Annotated in this window: 21 protein-coding genes; 14 read left to right on the top strand and 7 right to left on the bottom strand. The window is 69.3% G+C overall.

Going from position 1 to position 22377, the window contains the following annotated elements; translation table 11 throughout:
- Positions 1 to 97: 97 nt before the first annotated feature.
- Positions 98 to 1039 carry a YihY/virulence factor BrkB family protein gene (locus tag J2853_RS28505; protein ID WP_307563271.1) on the top strand — a complete coding sequence of 314 codons (942 nt, stop codon included), beginning with the start codon at positions 98 to 100 and terminating at the stop codon, positions 1037 to 1039.
- Positions 1040 to 1153: 114 nt separating this feature from the next.
- On the opposite strand, the gene J2853_RS28500 is transcribed toward J2853_RS28505, so the two are convergent.
- Positions 1154 to 2287 carry a D-alanyl-D-alanine carboxypeptidase family protein gene (locus J2853_RS28500; protein ID WP_307563269.1) on the bottom strand — a complete coding sequence of 378 codons (1134 nt, stop codon included), beginning with the start codon at positions 2285 to 2287 and terminating at the stop codon, positions 1154 to 1156.
- Positions 2288 to 2380: 93 nt separating this feature from the next.
- Here J2853_RS28500 and J2853_RS28495 point away from each other — a divergent pair, with 93 nt between their 5' ends.
- A complete protein-coding gene (locus tag J2853_RS28495) occupies positions 2381 to 2599 on the top strand; it encodes an SCO4848 family membrane protein (protein WP_307563267.1) in 219 nt (72 codons plus the stop codon).
- Here J2853_RS28495 and J2853_RS28490 read toward each other — a convergent pair.
- Positions 2558 to 3934: a peptide ligase PGM1-related protein gene (locus tag J2853_RS28490; RefSeq protein ID WP_307563265.1), complete on the bottom strand. Its 1377-nt coding sequence runs from the start codon at positions 3932 to 3934 to the stop codon at positions 2558 to 2560. The two genes, J2853_RS28495 and J2853_RS28490, sit on opposite strands and share 42 nt — an antisense overlap.
- Positions 3935 to 4475: 541 nt before the next feature.
- Here J2853_RS28490 and J2853_RS28485 point away from each other — a divergent pair.
- From J2853_RS28485 to J2853_RS28455, 7 genes are all read left to right on the top strand, one after another.
- Positions 4476 to 5723, top strand: a complete 1248-nt coding sequence (locus J2853_RS28485) for a M20 family metallopeptidase (protein WP_307563262.1) — start codon at positions 4476 to 4478, stop codon at positions 5721 to 5723.
- Positions 5724 to 5976: 253 nt separating this feature from the next.
- Positions 5977 to 7056, top strand: a complete 1080-nt coding sequence (locus J2853_RS28480) for a BMP family lipoprotein (RefSeq protein ID WP_307563260.1) — start codon at positions 5977 to 5979, stop codon at positions 7054 to 7056.
- 88 nt (positions 7057 to 7144) lie between these two features.
- Positions 7145 to 8683 (top strand): ABC transporter ATP-binding protein, encoded by a 1539-nt coding sequence (locus J2853_RS28475; protein ID WP_307563258.1) that lies wholly within the window; start codon positions 7145 to 7147, stop codon positions 8681 to 8683.
- Positions 8684 to 8720: 37 nt separating this feature from the next.
- Complete coding sequence (locus tag J2853_RS28470) at positions 8721 to 9869, top strand: ABC transporter permease (protein ID WP_307563256.1); 1149 nt, start codon at positions 8721 to 8723, stop codon at positions 9867 to 9869.
- Entirely contained in the window at positions 9866 to 11146 is a 1281-nt protein-coding gene (locus J2853_RS28465) for an ABC transporter permease (RefSeq protein ID WP_307563254.1), read from the top strand. Before J2853_RS28470 ends, J2853_RS28465 begins: the two co-directional genes overlap by 4 nt.
- Positions 11147 to 11228: 82 nt before the next feature.
- Complete coding sequence (locus J2853_RS28460) at positions 11229 to 11624, top strand: cytidine deaminase (RefSeq protein WP_307563252.1); 396 nt, start codon at positions 11229 to 11231, stop codon at positions 11622 to 11624.
- A 52-nt stretch (positions 11625 to 11676) separates the two neighbouring features.
- Positions 11677 to 12957, top strand: coding sequence for a thymidine phosphorylase (locus J2853_RS28455; RefSeq protein WP_307563250.1), 1281 nt, complete (start codon positions 11677 to 11679; stop codon positions 12955 to 12957).
- A gap of 63 nt (positions 12958 to 13020) precedes the next feature.
- Here the strand turns inward: J2853_RS28455 and J2853_RS28450 are convergent, their stop codons facing one another.
- The 3 genes from J2853_RS28450 to J2853_RS28440 all read right to left on the bottom strand — a co-directional run bounded on the left by J2853_RS28450 (position 13021) and on the right by J2853_RS28440 (position 14696).
- Complete coding sequence (locus J2853_RS28450; protein ID WP_307563248.1) at positions 13021 to 13881, bottom strand: hypothetical protein; 861 nt, start codon at positions 13879 to 13881, stop codon at positions 13021 to 13023.
- Complete coding sequence (locus J2853_RS28445; RefSeq protein WP_307563246.1) at positions 13878 to 14207, bottom strand: PadR family transcriptional regulator; 330 nt, start codon at positions 14205 to 14207, stop codon at positions 13878 to 13880. The genes J2853_RS28450 and J2853_RS28445 overlap by 4 nt, the downstream gene beginning before the upstream one ends.
- 84 nt (positions 14208 to 14291) lie before the next feature.
- Positions 14292 to 14696 (bottom strand): MarR family winged helix-turn-helix transcriptional regulator, encoded by a 405-nt coding sequence (locus J2853_RS28440; protein WP_307563243.1) that lies wholly within the window; start codon positions 14694 to 14696, stop codon positions 14292 to 14294.
- Between the two features lie 87 nt (positions 14697 to 14783).
- On the opposite strand from J2853_RS28440, the gene J2853_RS28435 reads away from it, so the two are divergent.
- The 5 genes from J2853_RS28435 to J2853_RS28415 all read left to right on the top strand — a co-directional run bounded on the left by J2853_RS28435 (position 14784) and on the right by J2853_RS28415 (position 19680).
- Complete coding sequence (locus tag J2853_RS28435) at positions 14784 to 16220, top strand: MFS transporter (RefSeq protein WP_307563240.1); 1437 nt, start codon at positions 14784 to 14786, stop codon at positions 16218 to 16220.
- A gap of 395 nt (positions 16221 to 16615) precedes the next feature.
- Positions 16616 to 17242: an AMIN-like domain-containing (lipo)protein gene (locus J2853_RS28430; protein ID WP_307563238.1), complete on the top strand. Its 627-nt coding sequence runs from the start codon at positions 16616 to 16618 to the stop codon at positions 17240 to 17242.
- A 187-nt stretch (positions 17243 to 17429) separates the two neighbouring features.
- Entirely contained in the window at positions 17430 to 17783 is a 354-nt protein-coding gene (locus tag J2853_RS28425) for a cupin domain-containing protein (RefSeq protein WP_307563237.1), read from the top strand.
- Positions 17784 to 17918: 135 nt separating this feature from the next.
- Positions 17919 to 18998: an adenosine deaminase gene (locus J2853_RS28420; RefSeq protein WP_307563235.1), complete on the top strand. Its 1080-nt coding sequence runs from the start codon at positions 17919 to 17921 to the stop codon at positions 18996 to 18998.
- Positions 18999 to 19026: 28 nt separating this feature from the next.
- The gene (locus tag J2853_RS28415) at positions 19027 to 19680 is read left to right on the top strand and encodes a hypothetical protein (protein ID WP_307563232.1); all 654 of its coding nucleotides are present in this window, start codon (positions 19027 to 19029) and stop codon (positions 19678 to 19680) included.
- Positions 19681 to 19813: 133 nt separating this feature from the next.
- On the opposite strand, the gene J2853_RS28410 is transcribed toward J2853_RS28415, so the two are convergent.
- Both J2853_RS28410 and J2853_RS28405 read right to left on the bottom strand, forming a co-directional pair.
- Complete coding sequence (locus J2853_RS28410) at positions 19814 to 21475, bottom strand: phospho-sugar mutase (protein ID WP_307563230.1); 1662 nt, start codon at positions 21473 to 21475, stop codon at positions 19814 to 19816.
- 85 nt (positions 21476 to 21560) lie between these two features.
- Positions 21561 to 22364 (bottom strand): purine-nucleoside phosphorylase, encoded by an 804-nt coding sequence (locus J2853_RS28405; RefSeq protein ID WP_307563228.1) that lies wholly within the window; start codon positions 22362 to 22364, stop codon positions 21561 to 21563.
- Between the last annotated feature and the right edge of the window lie 13 nt (positions 22365 to 22377).

The raw sequence follows: 22377 nt of genomic DNA, 5'->3' as shown, positions 1-22377 counted from the left end.
CCTACTCTGAGCACTCCCGAGCGTGTACGGCTCTCGCGTTCCCCTTTTCCTTTCGTCATTCGTGATCGGTGCGGCGACGACTGGGTAGGGGGCGCGCGTGGCAAAGGTGCAGGAACGGATCGAGGCGGTCCGCGAGGGGGGCAGGGCGCGGATCGGCGTGGCCCGAGTCCGATGGCACTGGTTCGATCATCTGATCAGGACGGTGCAGCGCTACCAGGTCCAGTCCGGAGACCGGCTCGCGGGGGCGGTGACCTACTTCGCGTTCCTGTCGTTCTTTCCGATCATCGCTCTGGCCTTCGCGATCTTCGGCTACTTCCTGTTCGCCGACTCGAAGGCCACCGCCGCGCTGGCCGGGGCCATCAACGCGTACCTGCCGGGTCTCGCCGACAAGCTCCCGATCAAGCAGATCTCCGAGTCCCGGACCGGCGCCGGGATCATCGGCCTGATCGGCCTGCTCTACGCCGGGCTCGGCGCGATGGACGCCCTGCGCGGCGCGCTCCGCGAGATCTCCATGACCACCGAGGCGCCGCTCAACTTCTTCATGGGCAAGCTCCGCGATCTCGCCTCATTCGTCCTGGTCGGCATCACGGTGATCTTCTCGGTGGTGGTCGGCGGCTTCGCCACCCAGGCGAGCGGGGTCGTGGCCGGATGGCTGGGCCTGCCGGGATCGGTGACCGCCATCGCTGTGATCTGGCCCGTCGGCCTGGCGGTCAGCGTGCTGGCCGACGTCGTCGTCTTCCTGATCCTCCTGGGCTGGGTGGGCCGCTCCACGCAGCCGTTCCGCGTGGTGCTGCGCGGAGCCGTGCTGGGCGCGATCGGCTTCGGACTGCTCAAGCAGCTCGCCGCGCTGATCCTGTCGTACACCCTGAACAACCCCGTCTACGGGGTGTTCGCCGTGGTGGTCGGCCTGCTGGTCTGGATCAACCTCTCGGCCCGCGTGATCATCTACGCCGCCGCCTGGACCGCGACCGCCTGCTTCGGACCCCCGCCCGATCCCACCCCGTCCCCGGCCGTTCCCGTCGACGGGGCGCCCGCCTGACGGGCCGTCCGTCCGGCGGGCGCGGATGCCCGGCGAGACCCTTCGCCTGACGGCCGCCCCCGGGGGGACCGCCGCGCCGTACGCGAGGCGGCGGGTCCCCACCGGGACGACGCTTCAGCGGAAGCGCCGGCGCAGGCCGTACGCCATCCAGATCACGCCGCCGAGCAGGCCGGCGCCGAGCACGTAGAGGCCGACGGGAGGCGACTCCTCGTGGGGTGCGGTCTCCACCGCCTTGGGCGCCGCGACCGGAGCCTTGACGGGCGGAGGGGTCGGGGTGGGAGGCGGCGGGTCGGGGATCGGGTCGACCAGGTGCCCGACGGGGATCACCTTGCCGCGGGCGGCGAAGCCCCAGTCGAGCAGGCCGGCGACGTCGCCCCAGAAGGAGCCGTTGTGCCGCATGATCGACACGATGACCGTGTGGCCGTTCCGTTTGGCCGCGCCGACGAAGCTGCCCAGGGCCTTGGACGTCCAGCCGTTCTTGACGCCGATCATGCCCTTGTAGCTCCAGAGCAGCCTGTTGTGGTTGCCGATCTCGTAGTGGCCCTTGGGCGCCGGGAACTTGTCAGTCTTTGTGCTGATATATCGCCGAAAATCGGCGTTGGCTAGCCCGGCTCGGGCGATCAGCGTCAGGTCGTAGGCCGAGCTGCTCTGGCCGGGCTTGTCGAGCCCGCTCGGCGTCTTGGCCACCGTGTCGTACGCCTGCAGGCGCTTGGCCTCGGCGTTCATGTCCGCCAGGGTCGTGGCCAGGCCGCCGTTGGCCTCGGCCAGCGCCATCGCGCAGTCGTTGCCGGACACCAGCATCAGTGCCTTGAACAGGTCCTCGACCGTGTAGAGGGGCTTGGGGACCAGGCCTACCGCACTGCCCTCCTCGTTCACCGCGCGCCTGCTCGGTGTGATCTTCCGAGTCTTGTCGAGCTTCGGAATGAGGGTGATCGCGGTCAGGGCCTTGAGGGTGCTCGCCGGGAGATAGCGCCCGTGGGCGTCCTTGGCGGCGAGCACCTCGCCGGTGTCGGCGTCCGCGACCACGTAGGACTCCGCGGCCGTCTTGGGAGGCGCCTTCACGCCGGTGGGGGCGATGACGCCCCGCCCGCCGAGCCTGGGGCCGCCGACCGGCTCCTTCCTGGCACCTCCCGGTTTGACGCTCCCGGGTTCGGTTCCCGCGGGCGCGGCCACCGAGCCGGCGTGCGCGGGGGCGCCCAGAAAAGTGGTCGCCGCGAGCAGCACCCCGACGGGCGCGACGTGTTTCATCCCCATAATGACCTCAGGGTAGCTTCGTGCCGATTCGCATGCGGCGACTCATGCCCTGACCAGGGGTCAGCCACGCAACGGAATACTGACACCATGCAAATATCGCGAAAGATCGCCGGATTTCTGATCGGCCTTGCCGCTTTCATGATCTTCGAATGGATCAACCTTGGCTTCAACCTCGCAGACGGTCACCCGACGTCCTTCTACGTGGTGCACGGCATCCTGATCGCCGTCAACATCGTGCTCGCGATCGTGCTGGGCGTGATCGGCCTACGCGGACTGGCGAAGCGCCCGAATGGTCCTTCGGTGTAGTTCGGCGGCCTCTTCCTCGGAGTTGCCGATGCTGGTGAAGCCGAGTTTCCCGAACCCGGGGATCGCCCCGAGCAGATGCAGCACGTTCCCGGTACGGGTGCCGTCGTCGAATCCGAGGCCCTCGTCGTGGACCATCTTGACGACCTCCGCGGGCGTGCGGCCCCGCAGGCAGGGGGCGGAGCAGTTGTCGGTCGCCACGTAGTACTTGGACTGCTTCCCGCACATGAGCGTGCCGGTGCCCGGGTCGTAGGTGCCGCCGGTGGCGAGCAGCGCGGCGCCGAACGGGTGGGTGGTCCCGCCGATGCGCAGGTTGATCTCGCACAGCAGCGCCCGGTAGCCGCCGTCGGTCTTGATGGCGAAGAAGTCCACACCGAACAGGCCCACCACGCCCCGGCTCGCGAGGACGCGGGCGATCCGCTCGGCGCACTCGCCCAGCTCGGCGCGGTACTCCGGCCGGGCGGGGAAGGTGCAGCCCTGGTAGACGTCCCCGTTGGGGCCGCCGAGGACCTGTTCGTGCGTGGCGACCACGTCGTAGGAGCCGCCGGGGGTGATCCTGGCCAGGGCGCTGGGGGAGTACAGGGGCCGGTCGTCGAGGAACTCCTCGATCACCGCTCCGCGTTCGGCGATCTTCTCGGCGAACGTCGTCCAGTCCTCGTCCTCCGCGGAGAAGCTCGTACGGCAGGCGGTGAGCGGCCGGTCGTCCTTGATCACGATGGCGTTGCCCAGCCCCGAGTAGCTGTTGTTGAGCTTGACCATCAGCTTGTTCGCCGGGGCCATGGCGCGGGCCGCGTGCTCCACCTCGGTCAGCGACCGCAGGCTGGAGAAGCCCCTGACCACCGGCACCCCCGCCTCCTCGCCGACCATGCGCCCGCCGCTCTTGGAGCCCAGATGGGCCAGCGCGGTGGCCGGGCCGTAGATCGGCAGGGCGAGGATCTCGGCGAGCCGCTCCTCGTACTCGCTGACCACGAACGGCACCATCCAGGTGTCCTTCGCGTCGCCGAGTGCCTCGCGGATCCGCGCGATGACGTCCGGACGGCGCAGCAGCGACTCGCTGAGCGGTTGCGTGTGCGGATCATCCAAACTGATCATTTGCAGGCGCGTGCGGCCCTCGTCGGGATCGTCGAGGAAGCTCAGGTAGTAGTCCACGATCGCGTCGTCCACCGGCGTGGAGGACAGGTAGACGACTTCCATGTCGGGTTTTTTGAGGGTGAGCAGGAGGAACAGCAATCGCTCCTCGTAGGAGCGGACGGCGGTGATCCTGCGCAGCTCATCTTGTGGAAGCGACAGTGAGGGGACAACCACCAGGGTCCCCTCGATCGGTTCGAAGATGCTCAATCGCGACTGCCTCTCCCCGAATGGGATGTTAGCGATCATATGCGGAGTGAAACATGCATTTCTCCTGTTTACATCACTCCGCCGGGTTCTATGACTGGTACCTGAGGCCATGCAAATTGCCAGGTCGGCCAGGTTTGGATCGAGTGACAGGCTGTCACCGCCGCCGTGACATGACCCGGTGTGGCCACCGGCGACTGCCACGATCTAGTTAATCCGGGTCATCTTCTCTGGTTCGAGAGGGTCAGAAGGCATAGAAGAGGGGCATGGGGTGACAAAACATTTGGTGTAGATGGCGGCGAGCTGCCAGGCAGGAGGGATAAAGTCGATGGCATCGTCAACGTGACGGCGGCCCCAAGACCATCGGCTTGTCGCTCCCATGTCGACGGTTCTCAGTCCGCACTGGCGTGGCTCGTGACACCCACTCCGGCCCATCGGTGCGGCGGTCGCTTTTTTTCGAGGCTGCCTCATGGATTGCGTGATCCTGGGCAGTGGCACGGTGCGTCGACGATTCAGACCGCTGGCGCGGATAGGACGGTACGTAATGCGCGGGCGTAATTTGCGGGGAGAACTCGACACCTTCCTCGCCGGTCGCGAGCGGGAGCTGATCGATTTCCGACGTGACCTGCACATGCATCCAGAGCTCGCGTTCGCCGAATACCGTACGACGCAGCGCATCGTCGAGCGTCTGACCGCGGCGGGCCTCGTGCCCTCGGTGCTGCCTCGCGGCACCGGGGTCATCTGCGAGGTCGGCAGCGGCGACGGGCCGACGGTGGCGCTGCGGGCCGACATCGACGCGCTTCCCGTGCCCGACGAGAAGGACGTGGCCTACAGCTCCACGGTCCCCGGGGTGTGCCACGCCTGCGGTCACGACGTGCACACCACGATCCTGCTCGGCACCTCGCTCTTCCTCGCCCAGCAGGCGGAGGCCGGGCTGCTTCCCGGCCGGGTCCGGCTGATCTTCCAGCCCGCCGAGGAGCTTCCCGGCGGGGCGCTGGAGGTCATGGCCTCCGGCGGTATCAGCGGGGTCGACCGGATCTTCGGCCTGCACTGCGATCCGCGGCTGGACGTCGGCAAGGTCGGTCTCAAGGCCGGGCCGATCACCTCCGCCTGCGACAAGGTCTCGATCCGGGTCAGCGGTCCCGGCGGGCACACCGCCCGGCCGCACCTCACCGCCGACCTGGTCTTCGCGCTCGCCAAGATCCTCACCGAGCTGCCGGCCGCGCTGTCGCGCAGGGTGGACCCGCGCTCGTCGCTGAGCCTGGTCTGGGGCCGGGTCGAGGCGGGCTCGGTCGCCAACGCGATCCCGGACGACGGCATCGCCGAGGGCACCGTGCGCTGCCTGGACGAGACCGCCTGGCACGCCGCTCCCGACATGATCAAGACGCTGCTGGAGTCGGTCGCGGGCGCCTACGGCGTCGAGGCCGAGATGGACTACGTGCGCGGGGTTCCGCCGGTGGTCAACGACGAGGTCAGCGTGCAGATGCTGACCGAGGCCGCGGAGGGTGTGCTCGGGGAGGATGCCGTCGCGCCGACGGAGCAGAGCCTGGGCGGCGAGGACTTCGGCTGGTATCTGGAGTCCGTTCCCGGGGCGTACGGCAGGCTCGGAACCCGCACTCCGGGCTCGACGCACCTGGCCGACATCCATCAGGGCACTTTCGACGTGGACGAGACCGCGATCGGCACCGGCGTGCGCTTCCTGGCGGCGACCGCGCTGACCGCGCTCTGGGAGGGGAGGCGGCCCAGCGCCGCCTCCACCGAGCCGCTCCTGGCGCTCAATCTGGACAATTAGCCATAAATCGGACTTTCTCACACGTAACACCTGTCACGGTGGTGACCAGAACCCGTCCTCCAGGTAAAGGACTACCCTCGGGCGAAGATGTGGCCGCGGATGGCTCCGCTGGTCACAAGGTGGCGTGAGCTGCATAACGGACCTGTTGCGGACTCGTGCGTTGGTTTGGTCAACCCTCTCTGACCAACTATCTTCCGTGCAGGGTTGCCGTGCGTCTCTTCGCGCGTGCACATAAACGCGAGGGGAGTCCATCTTGCTTCAGAACCGATTCGGCAGGCTGGCCGCAACAGCACTGGCAGGCAGCATGCTCATGGGAGCTGCCGCGTGCGGTGGAAGCGAGGAGCCGGCCACGTCGGCCGCGCCGAGTGGCGGAGCGAGCAGCGCGGCTCCGGCCGCGGGCGGCGCGAAGGTCGGTCTCGCCTACGACATCGGCGGGCGTGGTGACCAGTCGTTCAACGACGCGGCCGCCGCCGGTCTGGACAAGGCCAAGACCGAGCTCGGCCTCACCGAGACCAAGGAGCTCGAAGCCGGCAACGGCGAGACCGAGGCGGCCAAGGAGGAGCGGCTGCGTCTGCTCGCCGACGGCGGCTACAACCCGATCATCGCCATCGGCTTCGCCTACTCCGGTCCGGTGGCGAAGGTCGCCGCCGAGTTCCCGGACATCAAGTTCGCGATCGTCGACGACGAGGCCGCCAAGGGCCCGAACATCTCCAACCTGCTCTTCTCCGAGCAGCAGGGCTCCTTCCTCGTCGGTGCCGCCGCGGCGCTGAAGAGCAAGAGCGGCCACGTGGGCTTCATCGGCGGCGTGCAGGTGCCGCTGATCAACAAGTTCGAGGCCGGTTTCGCCGCCGGGGCCAAGGCCGTCAAGGCCGACATCAAGATCGACAGCAAGTACCTCAGCCAGCCGCCGGACTTCACCGGCTTCGCCGACCCGGCCAAGGGCAAGACCGCGGCCGAGGGCATGTTCGACGCGGGCGCCGACGTGGTCTACCAGGCCGCGGGCGGCTCCGGCAGCGGTGTGTTCGAGGCGGCCAAGGCCGCGGGCGGCCTGGCCATCGGCGTCGACTCCGACCAGGCCAAGACCGCCGCCGCCGATCTGCAGGGCGTCATCATGACCTCCATGCTCAAGAAGGTCGACGTCGCGGTCTTCGACTTCCTGAAGAGCTTCGCCGACAACACGGTGAAGGCCGGCACCACGTCCTACGACCTCAAGGCCGGCGGCGTCGACTACTCCACCACCGGTGGCCAGGTCGACGACATCAAGGCCAAGCTCGACGAGTTCAAGCAGAAGATCATCTCCGGCGAGATCACCGTTCCGGACAAGACCTCCTGAACTGGTACTAATAAGAGGCCCGGTGGACAAATCCCCCGGGCCTCTTGCCCTACTTTCACCATCACGTTCCGCAATCAAGGCCATCCGTGTGGAGGAGGCCGTCATCAACACCTCGACTCCGGCCGTCGAACTCGAGGGGATCACCAAACGATTCCCCGGCGTCGTGGCCAACCGCGACATCTCCCTTGCCGTGAACCAGGGTCACGTGCATGCCATCGTCGGCGAGAACGGCGCGGGCAAGTCCACCCTCATGAAGATCCTGTACGGCATGCAACGTCCCGACGAGGGCGAGATCCGTGTCAACGGGAAAGCCGCGACCTTCCGCTCTCCCGGAGACGCGATCGCCGCGAGCATCGGGATGGTCCACCAGCACTTCATGCTGGCCGACAACCTGACGGTGCTGGAGAACGTGGTTCTCGGCAGCGAGCCCCGCAAGGGCGGGATCGCCCTCGACTTCGGCGCCGCCCGGAAGAAGATCATACAGATCTCCGACTCCTACGGCCTCGGTATCGACCCCGACGCCACGGTCGAGGACCTGGGGGTCGGCGCCCGGCAGCGGGTGGAGATCCTGAAGGTCCTCTATCGCGGCGCCCGGATCCTCATCCTGGACGAGCCGACCGCCGTGCTGGTGCCGCACGAGGTGGAGGAGCTCTTCGCCAACCTGCGCGTGCTGGTCCGCGAGGGCCTCACGATCATCTTCATCTCCCACAAGCTGGACGAGGTGCTCTCGGTCGCCGACGCCATCACCGTCATCCGGCGCGGCACGACCGTGGCCAGCGTGGTTCCCAAGGACGTGACGGCCAGGCAGCTCGCCGAGCTCATGGTGGGCAGCGAGCTGCCCAGCCCGGAGACCCGCGAGTCCACCGTCACCGACGTGGTCGCACTGTCGGTGCGCGGTCTGACCGTCCACTCGCCGGAGGGGCGCCGCATCGTCGACGCCGTCGATTTCGACATCCGCAAGGGCGAGGTGCTCGGCATCGCCGGCGTCGAGGGCAACGGCCAGGCCGAGCTCGTCGAGGCCATCATGGGCATGCGCGCCGCCGACGGCGAGATCCGGCTCGGCGAGCACGACATCTCCGCCTGGCCGACGCTGCGCCGCCGCGAGGCCGGGATCGGCTACATCCCCGAGGACCGGCACCGGCAGGGACTGCTGCTGGAGGCGCCGCTCTGGGAGAACCGGATCCTCGGTCACCAGACGAGACGGCCCAATGTCAGGGGCTTCTGGATCAACCGCTCGGGGGCGCGCAAGGACACCCAGCGCATCGTCGAGGAGTACGACGTCCGTACGCCGGGCATCGACGTGGACGCCTCGTCCCTGTCCGGCGGAAACCAGCAGAAGCTGATCATCGGCCGGGAGATGAGCGGGAACCCGGTGTTCCTGATCGCCTCCCACCCGACGCGCGGCGTGGACGTCGGCGCCCAGGCCGCGATCTGGGACCACCTTCGTGCCGCCCGCGCCGCGGGCCTGGCCGTACTACTCATCTCGGCCGACCTCGACGAGCTCATCGGCCTGTCGGACACGCTGAAGGTCATCCTGCGAGGTCGCATCGTGGCGGACGTGAACCCGCTGAACGTGACGCCCGAGCAGCTCGGATCAGCCATGACGGGTGCTGGAGAGGCGGCATGAACATCCACACAGCGCGCGTGGCGGCCGGAGTGATCGTATGAGCCCCGAGACGTCGACCTTCGCCGACAGGCTCCTCGGCCGGGTCCGCCTCGGCGGCCCGGTTTTGATCGCGCCGATCCTGGCCATCGTGTTCGCCGGACTGATCACCTCGATCGTCCTGCTGATCACGGGCGACCCTCCGCTGAACACCCTGCTCCTCATGGTCGACTACGGCGCGCAGCCGCGGTCGATCGTGCTGACCCTGAACTCCGCGACGACCTACTACCTGTCCGCGCTGGCGGTGGCGATCGGGTTCAGGATGAACCTCTTCAACATCGGCGTGGACGGCCAGTACCGCCTCGCGGTGCTCGTCGCCGCGGCCGTGGGCGGGGCGGTCACCCTGCCCGCCCCCCTGCACGTCGCCCTGATCATCTTCGTCGCCATGGTGATCGGCGCCGGATGGGCGTCGATCGCCGGCCTGCTCAAGGTCAGGCGGGGGGTCAGCGAGGTCATCTCCACGATCATGCTGAACGCCATCGCCACCTCGCTCGGCGCCTGGCTCCTCAACAAGGACCGCCTCGCGGTCGAGGTCGCGGGCAGCAACAACATCGGTACCAAGCCGATCGGCGCGTCCGGCCAGGTGCCCGGCCTGGAGATCATCCCCGGCACCACGACCAAGGTGTTCGGCCTCATCGTCCTGGCGATCGTCATGGGCATCCTGTACCACGTGCTGATCAACAAGACCCGCTTCGGCTTCGACCTGAGGGCCACCGGCCGCTCGGAGACGGCCGCGGTGGCCAGCGGGGTCAACGTGAAGAGGATGACCCTCATCGCGATGATGCTGTCCGGCGCCGTGGCGGGCCTGGTCGGCATACCGCAACTGGTCGGCGAGTCCTACAGCTACAGCCTGGACTTCCCCACGGGGCTCGGCTTCATCGGCATCGCGATCGCGCTGCTCGGCCGCAACCACCCGGTGGGCATCGCGCTCGGCGCCCTGCTCTGGGCCTTCCTCGACACCTCGTCGAACATCCTGCAACTGCACGAGATCTCCCCGGACATCGTCCAGATCATGCAGGGCACGATCGTGCTCTCGGTCATCATCGCCTACGAGCTCGTTCACCGTTATCGCGTCTCGGCCGGGCAACGCCGGGTGAACAGGCAGCTGGCGAGCGCGACTCCCACCCAGGCTGAAGGAGCGTCGGCATGAGCGAGGGCGGTCTGGCCGTGGCGAAGACCCCTGCCGTGGAGGAACCGAAGAAGGCCAGGAGGTTCAAGCTCACCTGGCAGGTCCTGCTGTACGCCATCGGCGGGCTGATCCTCCTGCTGTCCTTCACCCGCGCCGTCACCGGAGCCGTCGACCTCACCTCGGCGGGAGCGATCAACGCCGCCGTCGCGCTGGCCGTGCCGATCGGCCTGGCCGGTCTCGGCGGCCTGTGGTCCGAGCGGGCCGGTGTGGTCAACATCGGCCTCGAGGGCATGATGATCATGGGTACCTGGGGCGGGGCCTGGGGCGCGATCCACTTCGGCAACCCCTGGGCGGGCGTCATCGTCGGCGCGCTCGGCGGCGCCCTCGGCGGCCTGCTGCACGCGCTCGCCACCGTGACGTTCGGGGTGGACCACATCATCTCCGGCGTCGCGATCAACATCCTGGGCCTGGGCGTCACCCAGTACCTCTCCAAGGTCACCTTCGCCACCATGCCGGGTGGCGGCGACGCCCAGTCGCCGCCGGTGCCCAAACCGGGCGTCGTGAGCCTGCCGTGGGTCGGAGACCATCTGAAGGGGCTGGAGGCCAAACAGTGGTTCCTCCTGTCGGATGTGGCGGGCATCCTGCGCGGCCTGACCACGAACGTCTCGCTTCTCACCATCCTGGCGATCCTGCTGGTCCCGCTGACGTTCTACGTGCTCTGGCGCACGGCGTTCGGCCTGCGGCTGCGCTCCTGCGGCGAGAGCCCGACGGCGGCGGAGTCGCTGGGCGTCAACGTCTACTACTACAAGTACGTCGCGGTGGTCGTCTCCGGCGCACTGGCCGGTCTCGGCGGCGCGTTCCTGTCCCAGGTGGCGGCCAGCGCCTATCGCGAGGGCCAGACGGGCGGCCGTGGCTTCATCGGCCTCGCCGCCATGATCTTCGGTAACTGGCGTCCGGGAGGTCTGGCGGGCGGTGCCCTGCTGTTCGGCTACACCGACGGGCTCCAGCTCCGCCGGGGTGGCGAGTCGGTGCACGCGCTGCTGCTGGTCGTGGCGATCCTCATCGCCGCCGTGGCGGTCTACCAGCTCGTCCAGCAGAACCGCACGAGGGCGGCGCTGATCACCGGGATCGCGGCGATCGCCGTGTTCGTCCTGTTCGCGCTGACCGACACCATCCCGTCGGAGTTCACCTCGGTCACGCCGCACATCACCACGCTGCTGGTGCTGTCGCTGGCCGCCCAGCGGCTCCGGATGCCCGCCGCGGACGGCGTGCCGTACCGCAGGGGACAGGCGAAGTGACCGTGGTGTGCGAGAAGTTCCGTAAGAAGTCATACAGGCGGCACGAGTCGTTCGCGACGTGCCCATGAGTGGATCGAGCCCGATGGACATCAACTGGGCGGCACTGAAGGCGGAAGCCGTACGGGTCATGGCGCACGCCTACGCCCCCTACTCCAAGTTCCCGGTCGGCGCCGCCGCCCTGGTGGACGACGGGCGGATCGTGTCCGGCTGCAACGTCGAGAACGCCTCCTACGGCCTCGGGCTGTGCGCGGAGTGCGGGCTGGTGTCCGCGCTCCGGGCCTCCGGCGGCGGCCGGCTGGTCGCGTTCACCTGCGTGGACGGGCACGAGGAGCTGCTCATGCCGTGCGGCAGGTGCCGTCAGCTGCTGTACGAGTTCGGCGGTCCCGAACTGCTGGTGGAGACCGTCGACGGCCCCAAGCCGATGACGGAGATCCTGCCGTACGCCTTCGGGCCCGACAACCTGAGCCGGGGGGCCTGACCATGAGCATGGCCGAGGCCGTCGTCACCAACCTGAGCCGGGGGGCTTGACCATGGACGCGATCGACGTCATCGTCACCAAGCGGGACGGCCGCGAGCTGTCCAGGGAGCAGATCGACTGGGTGATCGACGCCTACACCAGGGGTGTCGTGGCCGACGAGCAGATGTCCTCGCTCGCGATGGCGATCCTGCTCAACGGCATGACCCGGCGGGAGATCGCGGAGTGGACCCAGGCCATGATCCGGTCCGGGTCCCGGATGGACTGGTCGGCGCTGCCCGGTCCCACCACCGACAAGCACTCCACCGGCGGGGTGGGTGACAAGATCACACTGCCGCTGGCCCCGCTGGTCGCCGCGTGCGGCGGTTACGTGCCGCAGCTTTCCGGCAGGGGGCTCGGTCACACCGGCGGCACCCTGGACAAGCTGGAGTCCATCCCCGGCTGGCAGGCGTCCCTGTCCAACGACGGGATGCTCGACGTGCTCAGGGAGGCCGGGGCGGTCATCTGCGCGGCCGGTGACGGGCTCGCCCCGGCGGACAAGAAGCTCTACGCGCTGCGCGACGTCACCGGCACCGTCGAGTCGATCCCGCTGATCGCCTCCTCGATCATGTCGAAGAAGATCGCGGAGGGCACCGGGGCGCTGGTGCTCGACGTCAAGGTCGGTTCCGGCGCGTTCATGAAGACCGTGGACCGGGCCCGTGAGCTGGCCATGACCATGGTCGAGCTGGGCACCGACGCCGGGGTCAACACGGTCGCCCTGCTCACCGCCATGGACCGGCCGCTCGGCCGGGCCGTGGGCAACGCGCTTGAGGTCACCGAGTCCGTCGAGGTGCTCGCGGGGGGCGGGCCCGCCGACGTGGTCGAGCTGACCGTACGGCTGGCGCGCGAGATGCTGGAGGCCGGGGGCCTGACCGGGGGCAAGGACCCGGAGCAGGCCCTGAAGGACGGCTCGGCGATGGACGTCTGGCGCCGGATGATCAGTGCCCAGGGCGGCGACCCCGACGCCCTGCTGCCCAGGGCCGCCGAGACCATGGAGATCACCGCGCCCTCGTCCGGCGTGCTGTCCAGGCTCGACGCGTACGGCGTGGGCCTGGCCGCCTGGCGGCTCGGCGCGGGCCGGGAGCGCAAGGAGGACCCGGTGTCCTTCGGCGCGGGCATCATGCTGCACGTCAGGCCGGGAGACCTGGTTCGCGAGGGGCAGCCGCTGATGACCCTGCACGCCGACGAGACCGCCCGTTTCGAGCGGGCGCTCACCGCGCTGGAGGGCGCCTACGTGATCGGTGAGGCCGGCGACCCGGACCTGCTGCCCCTGGTGATCGACCGCATCACGGCCTGACCACGTCTCAGCCGGGCGCGTTTCGAGGGGTACCGCTCGCCGCGAGCGGTACCCCTCGCGCGCTCAGATCCGTACGAGACTCCGGGCGGGTTCCGAGCCCGTGACGGCGCGGATGGTGAGGGCCGAGATGGCGGCGCTGCACGCGACGCTCGCCAGCATCGCCACCATGAATCGGGTGGACGCGCCCGGGGCGCCGAGAACGAGCAACAGCAGGATCGGCACCCAGGCCACCACGTTGAGCGCGGCGGCGACGCCGAGCATCCTGCCCGCCCGCTGCACGCCGGGGGCGAGCAGCGGATCCCTCGCGGCGACCCCGCGCAGGCCCAGGGCCAGGGCGACGATCACCGGGGCGAAGAACCCGCCCGTCATCGCGTCGCCGAACGGGCCTATGGGGAAACCCAGGTCGGAGAAGGCCATGCCGTAGTAGACGTACGCGATCGCCCAGATCGGCAGGGCGATGACCAGGGCCATGGTCACCACGAGGACGCCGAGGCCCTCTCTGAGGGCCTTTCTTGTGGTCGCCGACACGAGCACGGGCACGAAGGCGAGGACCGCCAGGGCGGGGGTGACGGCGAACAGGAAGGTGGCGACCGCGGCCAGCCCCAGGGTCGCCGCCGAGCTGTTGTCCAGGGCGAGGCTCCACGTCCGCTCAAGGCTGGGCATGTGGCGGATGCCCGGATTCCAAAGGTTGAAGAGGATGTAGGAGCCGATGGTGAGGACGACGGCGGTGGGAACGCGCATGGCGGAACCTCCTGGGATCAGACGGCGGTTGATCCAGGCGTCGAACGCCCCCATGGCGAGGTCGGCGACCGTGCGGGCCCGGACCGGGCGCGCGTCCAGCAGGTCACGGACCTCCTCGGCGTAGCGCCTGCGCCACGCCTTCGGGTAGAGCCGCAGCGTCATCACGGCGAGCGGGCGCATCATCCGAGCCCCCAGGCGACTCCCGTGCGCCTGGCACCCGCCTGCTCGATCCGTCGCAGCGTCGCGAGCTGCTCGGTGAGCGCGTCCTGCCCCGAGGGGGTGATCCGGTACGGCTTGCGCCTCTCGGCGGAGGTGACCGGCTCGATCCAGCCGCGCTCCTCCAGGCGCATCAGCGCACCGTAGAGCGTGCCGGGCTCCAGCGCGGTCCCCGAGAACTCCTCGATGTCCTGGATCATCCGGTAGCCGTGTTTCTGGCCTTCGGCCAGGCTGACGAGCACCAGCAGCGCCACGTCGGTGAAGCGTCCGAGCTCTTGCGTTCGACGTCCCATGTACTCAGTAGAACTTACTAAGTTTCACTTATCAAGGGACGGGCCGGCGACCGTGTCGTATCCGTAAGGTCTCCGCGGGTGCGATCACGCGAGGTTGAGGTCGTGCTCCCGTCGCTCCGAGGCGGTGAAGATCTCGCGGATCACGGCGCGGTGGGTGGGCTGGGCCGCCGTGTGGCGCGCGCGGCCTTCCTCGGTGATGCAGACGAAGATCCCGCGACGGTCGACGTCGCAGATGTCGCGGCTCACCAGGCCGGCCTTCTCCAGGCGGGCGATCAGCCGGGAGCACGCGCTCTGGCTCAGGTGAACCGCGTCGGCTATCTCCTGAACCCGGTATCTTCTCTCGCCGCCCTCGACCATCCGCTCCAGGACCTCGAACTCACTCATCCCGAGCCGGTGCCGTTCGGCGAGCTCACGCTCCAGGGCACAGGCGGTCGTGGCGTGCTTGGCCAGCACCTCACGCCATGCGCGGACCGCGTACTCCTCGCTCATGAGCGCGATCGTACCATGCATGAACATTAAGTGCACAAGCATTAAATGCTTTTGCATTAGATGCATCTGCATGTATGGTCGTCCACCATGACCTCTTCATCCCACGATGGGCGCTGGGATGCGCGCCTCTGGGCCGCGCTCATCGTGCTCTGCGCCGTCGTCTTCCTCGACGCACTCGACGTTTCGATGGTGGGAGTCGCCCTGTCGTCCATCCAGGACGACCTCGGGCTGTCCACGTCCTCCCTCCAATGGGTGGTCAGCGGCTACGTGCTCGGATACGGCGGCCTGCTCCTCCTCGGTGGCCGGACCGCCGACCTGCTCGGGCGGCGCAGGGTCTTCCTGATCGCCCTCGCCGTGTTCGCGGTGGCCTCGCTCCTGGGTGGCGTGGTCAACGACGGGACCCTGCTGATCGCGGCCCGGTTCGTCAAGGGCGTGAGCGCCGCCTTCACCGCACCCGCCGCGCTGTCCATCATCACCACGACCTTCGCCGAGGGCCCGGCCCGCAACAGGGCTCTCAGCATCTTCACCGCCTCGGGGGCCAGCGGCTTCTCCCTGGGCCTGGTCATCTCGGGATTCCTGACCGAGCTCGGCTGGCGCTGGACGTTCCTCATGCCGGTCCCCGTCGCGATCATCGCTCTGGTCGCGGCCCTGAAGTTCCTGCCCAAGCATCGTGAGGAGAAGGCCGAAGGCGGCCACGACCTCATCGGCGCCGTGACCATCACCGCCTCGATGCTGCTGCTGGTCTACACCGTGGTCGAGGCTCCCGCGTCGGGCTGGGGATCACTCCGTACCGTCGCCTCGCTGGTGAGTGTCGCGGTGCTGCTGGCCGCGTTCGTGGTGACCGAGCTGAAGGTCAGGCACCCGCTGGTACGGCTCGGCATCCTGCGCTCCGGTCCGATCGTCCGGGCCAACCTCGGCCTGGTGATCCTCTTCGGCTCCTATGTCGGTTTCCAGTTCGTGGCCATGCAGTACTTCCAGAACTTCCTGCACTGGTCCGCCCTGGAGACCGCGCTGGCCTTCCTGCCCGCCGGGCTGCTGGTGGCCGTGAGCTCCACCAAGATGGGCAAACTGGCCGACCGGTTCGGCACCGCCCGGCTGATCGTGATCGGCGCCGCCGCCTTGGCCGCCGGATACGCGTTCTTCCTCCGGCTGGACGGAGATCCCAGCCTGGCCACGCTGATCATTCCCGGAATGGTCCTGCTGGGCATCGCCTTCGGCCTGTCCTTCCCCTCACTGAACATCCAGGCCACCAACGGGGTCGCCGACGATGAGCAGGGCCTGGCCTCCGGCCTGCTCAACACCTCCGGACAGGTCGGCGGGGCACTGGTGCTGGCCGTCGTGACGGCGGTCCTCACCTCCAACACGGGAGCGGACCCGCTCGCCGGCTTCCACGCCGCGATCGCGGTCTCCGTGATCCTCGGCGTGGTCGGCCTGGCGATCGCCCTCACCGGCCTCCGCCGTTCCCGCACGGCCGTCCTGGCGGAGGGCGAGACCGGAGGGGAGAAGGTGCTGGAGACCGTCTGACGGCCGGAGGCGGTCCGGGAAAGGACCGCTGCACGGGGGACCGCTGCACGGGGGAAAGCGGGACCGGCGAGACCACGGGGACACGGGGGCGTGGGGCCGGTGGAAACGCGGAGACGGGAAGCCGCGGAGACGGGAAACCGCAGGGGACGCGGAACCGCCGGAGACAGGGGGACGCGGTCCCCGCGTGGGACACCGGCCCACCGCCGCCGGGATTCGGGGGCCGGCGGCGGTGGGATTCCGGGCCGGCGGTGACCAGGCGGTTTGCCGACATCCCGGCCCCACGCAGATGCTTGACTCCTGTCTGGACAGACTGTCAAGATCTGGCCACGACAGATGCGGCCGACGGAGTGAACCTCTCCAGAGTGCTGAGCATCTAAAGGGGCAGGAGGCTTACCATGAATCGCACCCTCGTTCCCCGCGCCCTCGTTCCCCTCGCGTTCGTTCCCCTGGCCCTGCTGGCCGGCTGCGGTTCCACCCCGCAGCCCGTGGCCTCGTCCCCGGCGACCGCGGTCACGGCGACCACGCCGGTCCCCTCGCCTTCCGGCTCTCCCCCTGTCTCGTCCTCCGCCGACCCGCCCTTGGGGCTGAAACCCCCCACGGGCACCGAGGAGGTCAAGGTGGAGAAAACCCTCGACGCGCCGCCGAGTGTCACCGGGGTGCGGTTCGCCAGGCACGAGGGATTCGACCGGGTAGTGATCGACATGGAGGGAGACCTGCCCGGATACACCGTGAAGTGGGTGCCCAAGCTCGTCCAGGACGGATCGGGCGACCCGATCGACGCCAAGGGCGGCGCCTACCTTCAGCTGTCCATGACCCCGGCCACCGCGCACACCGAGGCGGGCGAGCCGACCTGGACGGGCGGGCCGATCTTCCAGGCCGATCTTGGCAACGTCCGGAGCGTGGTCAAGACCGGAGACTTCGAGGCCGTGGTGGGTGTGGGTGTCGCCCTCGACCACAAGGCGGCATTCCGGGTGCTGGAGCAGAAGGCCCCGAACCGCCTGGTCGTTGACGTCGCCCACTGAACCCGGGCGCCGGGGCCCGGCGCCGAACGGCCTGGTCAGGGGCGTCGCCCGCTGAATCCCGGGCACCGGAGTCGCATTTCGAACCGTCCGGTCGCGGACGCCGCACATCGAAGCCCGAGACCGCGGTGGCGCTTCGAGTCGCCTGGTCATGGGCATCGCACACCGAAACCGGTGACAGACTGGCTTCATGGTACGCAAAATCGACAGCGCGACACGGATTCCCGTTCCGGGCGGCAAGGTGATCGACGAATACGTCGGTCGGGTCAACAGCGGCGACGACCGCGTCTCGATCGCGCACATGACGGCCCCGCCCGGATGGGACGAGCCGGCCCAGACGCCGGAGTTCGCCGAGTACACATTGGTGCTCAGGGGAACCGTCATCGTCGAGCACGACGAGGGCACGACCGAGGTCGCCGCCGGACAGGCGTTCGCGTGCGAGCCGGGAGAGAAGATCCGCTACAGCTGCGGTCCCGAGGGTGCCGAGTACATCGCCGTCTGCCTTCCCGCTTTCTCCCCCGAGACCGTCAACCGCGCCGAATGACCGCGCGGCGATTTTGATGACTCCCGCTCGCCGGGCTTCGCCATGTCTCCCCTTCCGCGACGCGGACGTTCGAAGGCGGGGCCCGGCCGTACCCTCGCAAGATCGCTGATTAGGCCCCGACGGTAAGGTGATGGGATGAGCCAGCTACCCACTCTCGAGGAGATCCGCCGCGCTCCCAAGGTGTTGCTCCACGATCACCTCGACGGTGGTCTGCGGCCGGAGACCATTATCGACCTGGCCCGCGAAACGGGCTACGACAAGCTGCCCGCGACCGATGCGGAGAGCCTGCGCGCCTGGTTCTCGGAGGCGTCGAACTCCGGCTCGCTGGAGTTCTACCTGGAGACCTTCGAGCACACGGTCGGCGTCATGCAGACGCGGGAGAACCTGATCAGGGTCGCCGCCGAGTGCGCTCAGGACCTGGCGGACGACGGTGTGGTCTACGCCGAGGTGCGTTACGCGCCCGAGCAGCACACCTCCATGGGCCTCAGCCTCGAAGAGGTCATCGAGGCGGTGCAGGAGGGCTTCAGGGCCGGCTCCGAGGGGCGCGGCATCCGGGTGGGCACGCTGCTCACCGCGATGCGCCACCAGGCCAGGTCCATGGAGATCGCCGAACTCGCGGTCCGCTACCGCGACGCCGGAGTGGTCGGATTCGACATCGCCGGAGCCGAGGCGGGCTACCCTCCCACCCGGCACCTTGACGCCTTCGAGTATCTCCAGCGTGAGAACGCCCACTTCACCATCCACGCCGGTGAGGCGTTCGGCCTGCCGTCGATCTGGCAGGCGATCCAGTGGTGCGGCGCCGACCGCCTCGGCCACGGGGTCCGGATCATCGACGACATCACGGTGCAGGGCGACGGTCAGGCCAAGCTCGGCCGCCTCGCCGCCTATGTCCGTGACAAGCGCATCCCGCTGGAGATGTGCCCGACCTCCAACCTGCAGACCGGTGCCGCGACCTCCATCGCCGAGCACCCGATCGGCCTGCTGCGCCGCCTGAACTTCCGGGTGACGGTCAACACCGACAACCGGCTGATGAGCGCGACCTCCCTCGCGGAGGAGTTCGCCAAGCTGACGGAGGCGTTCGGCTACGGCTGGGACGACATGCAGTGGTTCACGATCAACGCCATGAAGTCGGCGTTCCTGCCGTTCGACGAGCGTCTGGCGCTCATCAACGGTGTCATCAAGCCCGGGTTCGCGCAGCTCAAGGTGCAGGCGTGAACGGGTTCGCACGAGTGGAGTGAGCTCGATGAAACAGGTGTTCCGGTCGAAGGCCGCGCTGGTCATCGGCTGGATCTGGATGGCGTTCGCCGCGTTCAACGCGGTCGATCTGACCGTCCGCTACAGCGGGCCGGCCTCGATGGTCGCCGCCGCGGTGCTGGGGGTGCTGACCATGCTGGTCTTCATCGCCTGCCTGCGTCCGGCGATCCTCATGACCGAGGAGGGCGTGCTGGTCCGCAATCCACTCAAGAACGTCTTCGTGCCCTGGAAGGGTGTGGACGAGGTCACGGTCTCCCACGTGATCACGATCACCTCGGGAAATGACAGGGTCCGCTGCTGGACGCCGCAGGCCACCGCCCGTGAGCGGGCGACGGCCGTGCGGCGGGGGAACGCCGCGGCCGCCGCCGACCGGCGCAGGCCCGAACCCGTGCGCCCGAAGGGCGAGCAGGCCGCCGCCGAGATGCTGGCGGGAAAGACCCACGCCGACTGGGTGGCCGAACAGCTCTCCGAACGGGCCGAGGCCGCCAGGCGATCGGCCGCCGCGAAGGCCAGGGGGGCGACCTCCGAGACCGTCAAGGAGCCGGGCGCCGGGACCGGGCTGATGAAGGCCACCTGGGCGCCGAGTGCCCTGGCGGCCCTGCTGGCCACGGCCATCCTGATCGTTGTCGCCGTCATCGTCTGAGCATCCTCGCCCCGGCGCGCCGCCCGACCTGAAGCTCATCCTCGTCCCGGTGCACCGTCTGACCTGTGGGTCGCCCCGGGGACGACCGCGCCGGTGGCGCTCCTTCCGGTCCGCGCGTGCGGGCCGGAAGGGGTCACAGGCCGAGGGCGGCGGGCAGGTCGGCCTTCAGGGCGTCGAGATCCCGTACGGCCTGCGCCCGGGCCTGCGAGACCTCGCCCGTCACCGGGACCACGACCTCCAGGTAGCACTTGAGCTTGGGCTCGGTGCCCGAGGGGCGGATGACGACGCGGGTGCCGCCGGACAGGTGGTAGCGCAGGCCGTCGGTGGGCGGGAGACCCCCCGAACCCTCGTTCAGGTCGTCGGCCGACTCGACCTCGTGACCGCCGAGCCGGGTGGGCGGGACGGCTCGCAGACGGGCCATCGCGCCGTCGATCAGGGACAGGTCCGCCACCCGGAACGAGAGCTGGGAGGTGGCGTGCAGGCCGTACCTGCGGGCCTGGTCGTCCAGAAGGTCGAGCAGGGTACGGCCGTCCAGCCTGGCCTGCGCGGCGAGGCCGGCCACGGTCAGCGCGGCGCCGATGCCGTCCTTGTCGTGGACGGGCAGGCCCTGGTCGGAGCCGACGCTGTAGCCCAGCGCCTCCTCGTAGCCGAAGACCAGGGTGCGTGCGTCTTCGGCGCCGTCCCCGGCTTTCATGATCCACTTGAAGCCGGTGAGGGTCTCGGCGTAGTGCACGTCGTACGCTGCGGCGATCTTGCCGAGCAGGGACGACGAGACGATCGTGGTGGCCACGAGGCGGTCGTCGCCGGAGGTCTGACGGATCACGTGCTCGCCGAGGAGGGCGCCCACCTCGTCTCCGGTCAGCATCCGGTAGTCGCCGCCGGGCAGGGGCACGCCCACCGCGCAGCGGTCCGCGTCGGGGTCGTTGGCCAGCACCAGGTCGGCTTCGACGCGCCGGGCGAGCTCCAGTGCGAGGTCCATCGCGCCCGGCTCCTCCGGGTTGGGGAAGGCGACGGTGGGGAAGTCCGGATCGGGCTCCGCCTGGACCTCGACGGTCGCGGGGGCGTCGAACCCTGCGGACAGGAAGGCGCTCCTCAGCGTGGCTCCGCCCACACCGTGCAGCGGGGTGTAGGCCATCCGCAGGTCACGGGCCTCGCCGATCGGGAGCGCGGTCACCGCCTTCAGGTAGTCGGCCACGACGTCCTCGCCCAGCGTGACCCAGGCGGGATCCGCAGGAGAGCCGAGGGGTAGTTCGGAGACCGGCCCCGTGGCGTCGATGGCGGCGGAGATCTCCGCGTCGATCGGCGGCACGATCTGGGAGCCGTCTCCCCAGTAGACCTTGTAGCCGTTGTCGCGAGGCGGGTTGTGGCTGGCGGTGACGGTCACGCCCGCGTCGGCGCCGAGACGGCGGACGGCGAAGGCCAGCACCGGGGTGGGCAGCGGCAGGGGGAGGACCGAGGCGCGCAGCCCGGCACCGGTGAGCACCGCGGCGGTGTCGTGGGCGAAGACGTCGGACTTGTGCCGGGCGTCGTAACCGATCACGACGTGCCTGCCGGGACCGAGCACCCGGGCCAGACCGGCGGCGGCGCGCATGACGGTGACCCGGTTCATCCGGTTGGGACCGGCGCCCAGCTCACCACGGAGACCGGCGGTGCCGAACTCCAGCCTGGCCCCGAACCGCTCGCGCAGCGCCTCGTCGTCGCCGCTCTCCAGCAGCGCCGTGAGTTCCGCCCGGGTCTCGGGGTCGGGGTCCTGGGCCAGCCAGGAATGCGCGAGCCGTACAAGACCGTTGTCCATCGTCACCTCATGATGTCCGGGCGGAGACCCGTGGTGTGCCCGGGCCGGGTCCGCCATCCGCCGCCGGGTTCCCCCGCGGCCGTCCCTACAGTTTGCCGACCACCTTGGACAGGAGTCCGCCCATGCGCGTGGCGGTGGCGCGGCCGACCTCCAGCACCTCCTCGTGGTTGAGCGGCTCGCCCACGAGACCGGCGCCCGGGTTGGTGACCAGGGAGACGCCGAGCACCTCGGCGCCGCCCTCGCGGGCCGCGATGGCCTCCAGCGCGGTGGACATGCCCACCATGTCGCCGCCGAGGATCCTGCACATGCGGACCTCGGCCGGGGTCTCGTAGGTCGGGCCGCGGAAGGCCACGTAGACGCCCTCGGCCAGCGACGGGTCCACCTCGCGGGCCAGGTCGCGCAGGCGCGGGGTGTAGACGTCGGTGAGATCGACGAAGGTGGCGCCGGTAATCGGGTTGGCGCCGGTCAGGTTGATGTGGTCACTGATCAGCACCGCCTCGCCGACCTGCTGGGTCTCGGGGCGGAGGCCCCCGGCGGCGTTGGTCAGCACGATCGTGCCGGCTCCGGCCCTGATCGCGGTCCGCACACCGTGCACGACGGGGTCCACGCCGCGACCCTCGTAGAGGTGGGTGCGGCCGAGGAAGATCAGCGCGACGGAGCCCGACTCGGTGCGAACGGCGCGGATCTTTCCCGCGTGGCCGGCCACGGCGGGCGGCGCGAAACCGGGCAGGTCGGTCACCGGGATCTCGGCGATCGTCTCGCCGATCGCGTCGGCGGCCGGGACCCAGCCCGAACCCATCACCAGCGCGACATCGAAGGAATCGATTCCGACGGCGCTCTTCAGTGCGGCCGCGGCCTCCGTGGCGAGTGCATAAGGGTCATTGGTCACGAAGCAGAGCGTA

Source organism: Streptosporangium lutulentum, from assembly GCF_030811455.1.
GTDB lineage: Bacteria > Actinomycetota > Actinomycetes > Streptosporangiales > Streptosporangiaceae > Streptosporangium > Streptosporangium lutulentum.
This window is presented reverse-complemented; position numbering and strand designations above follow the sequence as displayed.

Coding starts and splice junctions, on each gene's coding strand:
- J2853_RS28500 (WP_307563269.1), bottom strand. CDS start 2,287: ATGAAACACGTCGCGCCCGTCGGGGTGCTGCTCGCGGCGACCACTTTT.
- J2853_RS28495 (WP_307563267.1), top strand. CDS start 2,381: ATGCAAATATCGCGAAAGATCGCCGGATTTCTGATCGGCCTTGCCGCT.
- J2853_RS28485 (WP_307563262.1), top strand. CDS start 4,476: ATGCGCGGGCGTAATTTGCGGGGAGAACTCGACACCTTCCTCGCCGGT.
- J2853_RS28470 (WP_307563256.1), top strand. CDS start 8,721: ATGAGCCCCGAGACGTCGACCTTCGCCGACAGGCTCCTCGGCCGGGTC.
- J2853_RS28465 (WP_307563254.1), top strand. CDS start 9,866: ATGAGCGAGGGCGGTCTGGCCGTGGCGAAGACCCCTGCCGTGGAGGAA.
- J2853_RS28460 (WP_307563252.1), top strand. CDS start 11,229: ATGGACATCAACTGGGCGGCACTGAAGGCGGAAGCCGTACGGGTCATG.
- J2853_RS28455 (WP_307563250.1), top strand. CDS start 11,677: ATGGACGCGATCGACGTCATCGTCACCAAGCGGGACGGCCGCGAGCTG.
- J2853_RS28450 (WP_307563248.1), bottom strand. CDS start 13,881: ATGATGCGCCCGCTCGCCGTGATGACGCTGCGGCTCTACCCGAAGGCG.
- J2853_RS28445 (WP_307563246.1), bottom strand. CDS start 14,207: ATGGGACGTCGAACGCAAGAGCTCGGACGCTTCACCGACGTGGCGCTG.
- J2853_RS28440 (WP_307563243.1), bottom strand. CDS start 14,696: ATGAGCGAGGAGTACGCGGTCCGCGCATGGCGTGAGGTGCTGGCCAAG.
- J2853_RS28435 (WP_307563240.1), top strand. CDS start 14,784: ATGACCTCTTCATCCCACGATGGGCGCTGGGATGCGCGCCTCTGGGCC.
- J2853_RS28430 (WP_307563238.1), top strand. CDS start 16,616: ATGAATCGCACCCTCGTTCCCCGCGCCCTCGTTCCCCTCGCGTTCGTT.
- J2853_RS28425 (WP_307563237.1), top strand. CDS start 17,430: ATGGTACGCAAAATCGACAGCGCGACACGGATTCCCGTTCCGGGCGGC.
- J2853_RS28420 (WP_307563235.1), top strand. CDS start 17,919: ATGAGCCAGCTACCCACTCTCGAGGAGATCCGCCGCGCTCCCAAGGTG.
- J2853_RS28415 (WP_307563232.1), top strand. CDS start 19,027: ATGAAACAGGTGTTCCGGTCGAAGGCCGCGCTGGTCATCGGCTGGATC.
- J2853_RS28410 (WP_307563230.1), bottom strand. CDS start 21,475: ATGGACAACGGTCTTGTACGGCTCGCGCATTCCTGGCTGGCCCAGGAC.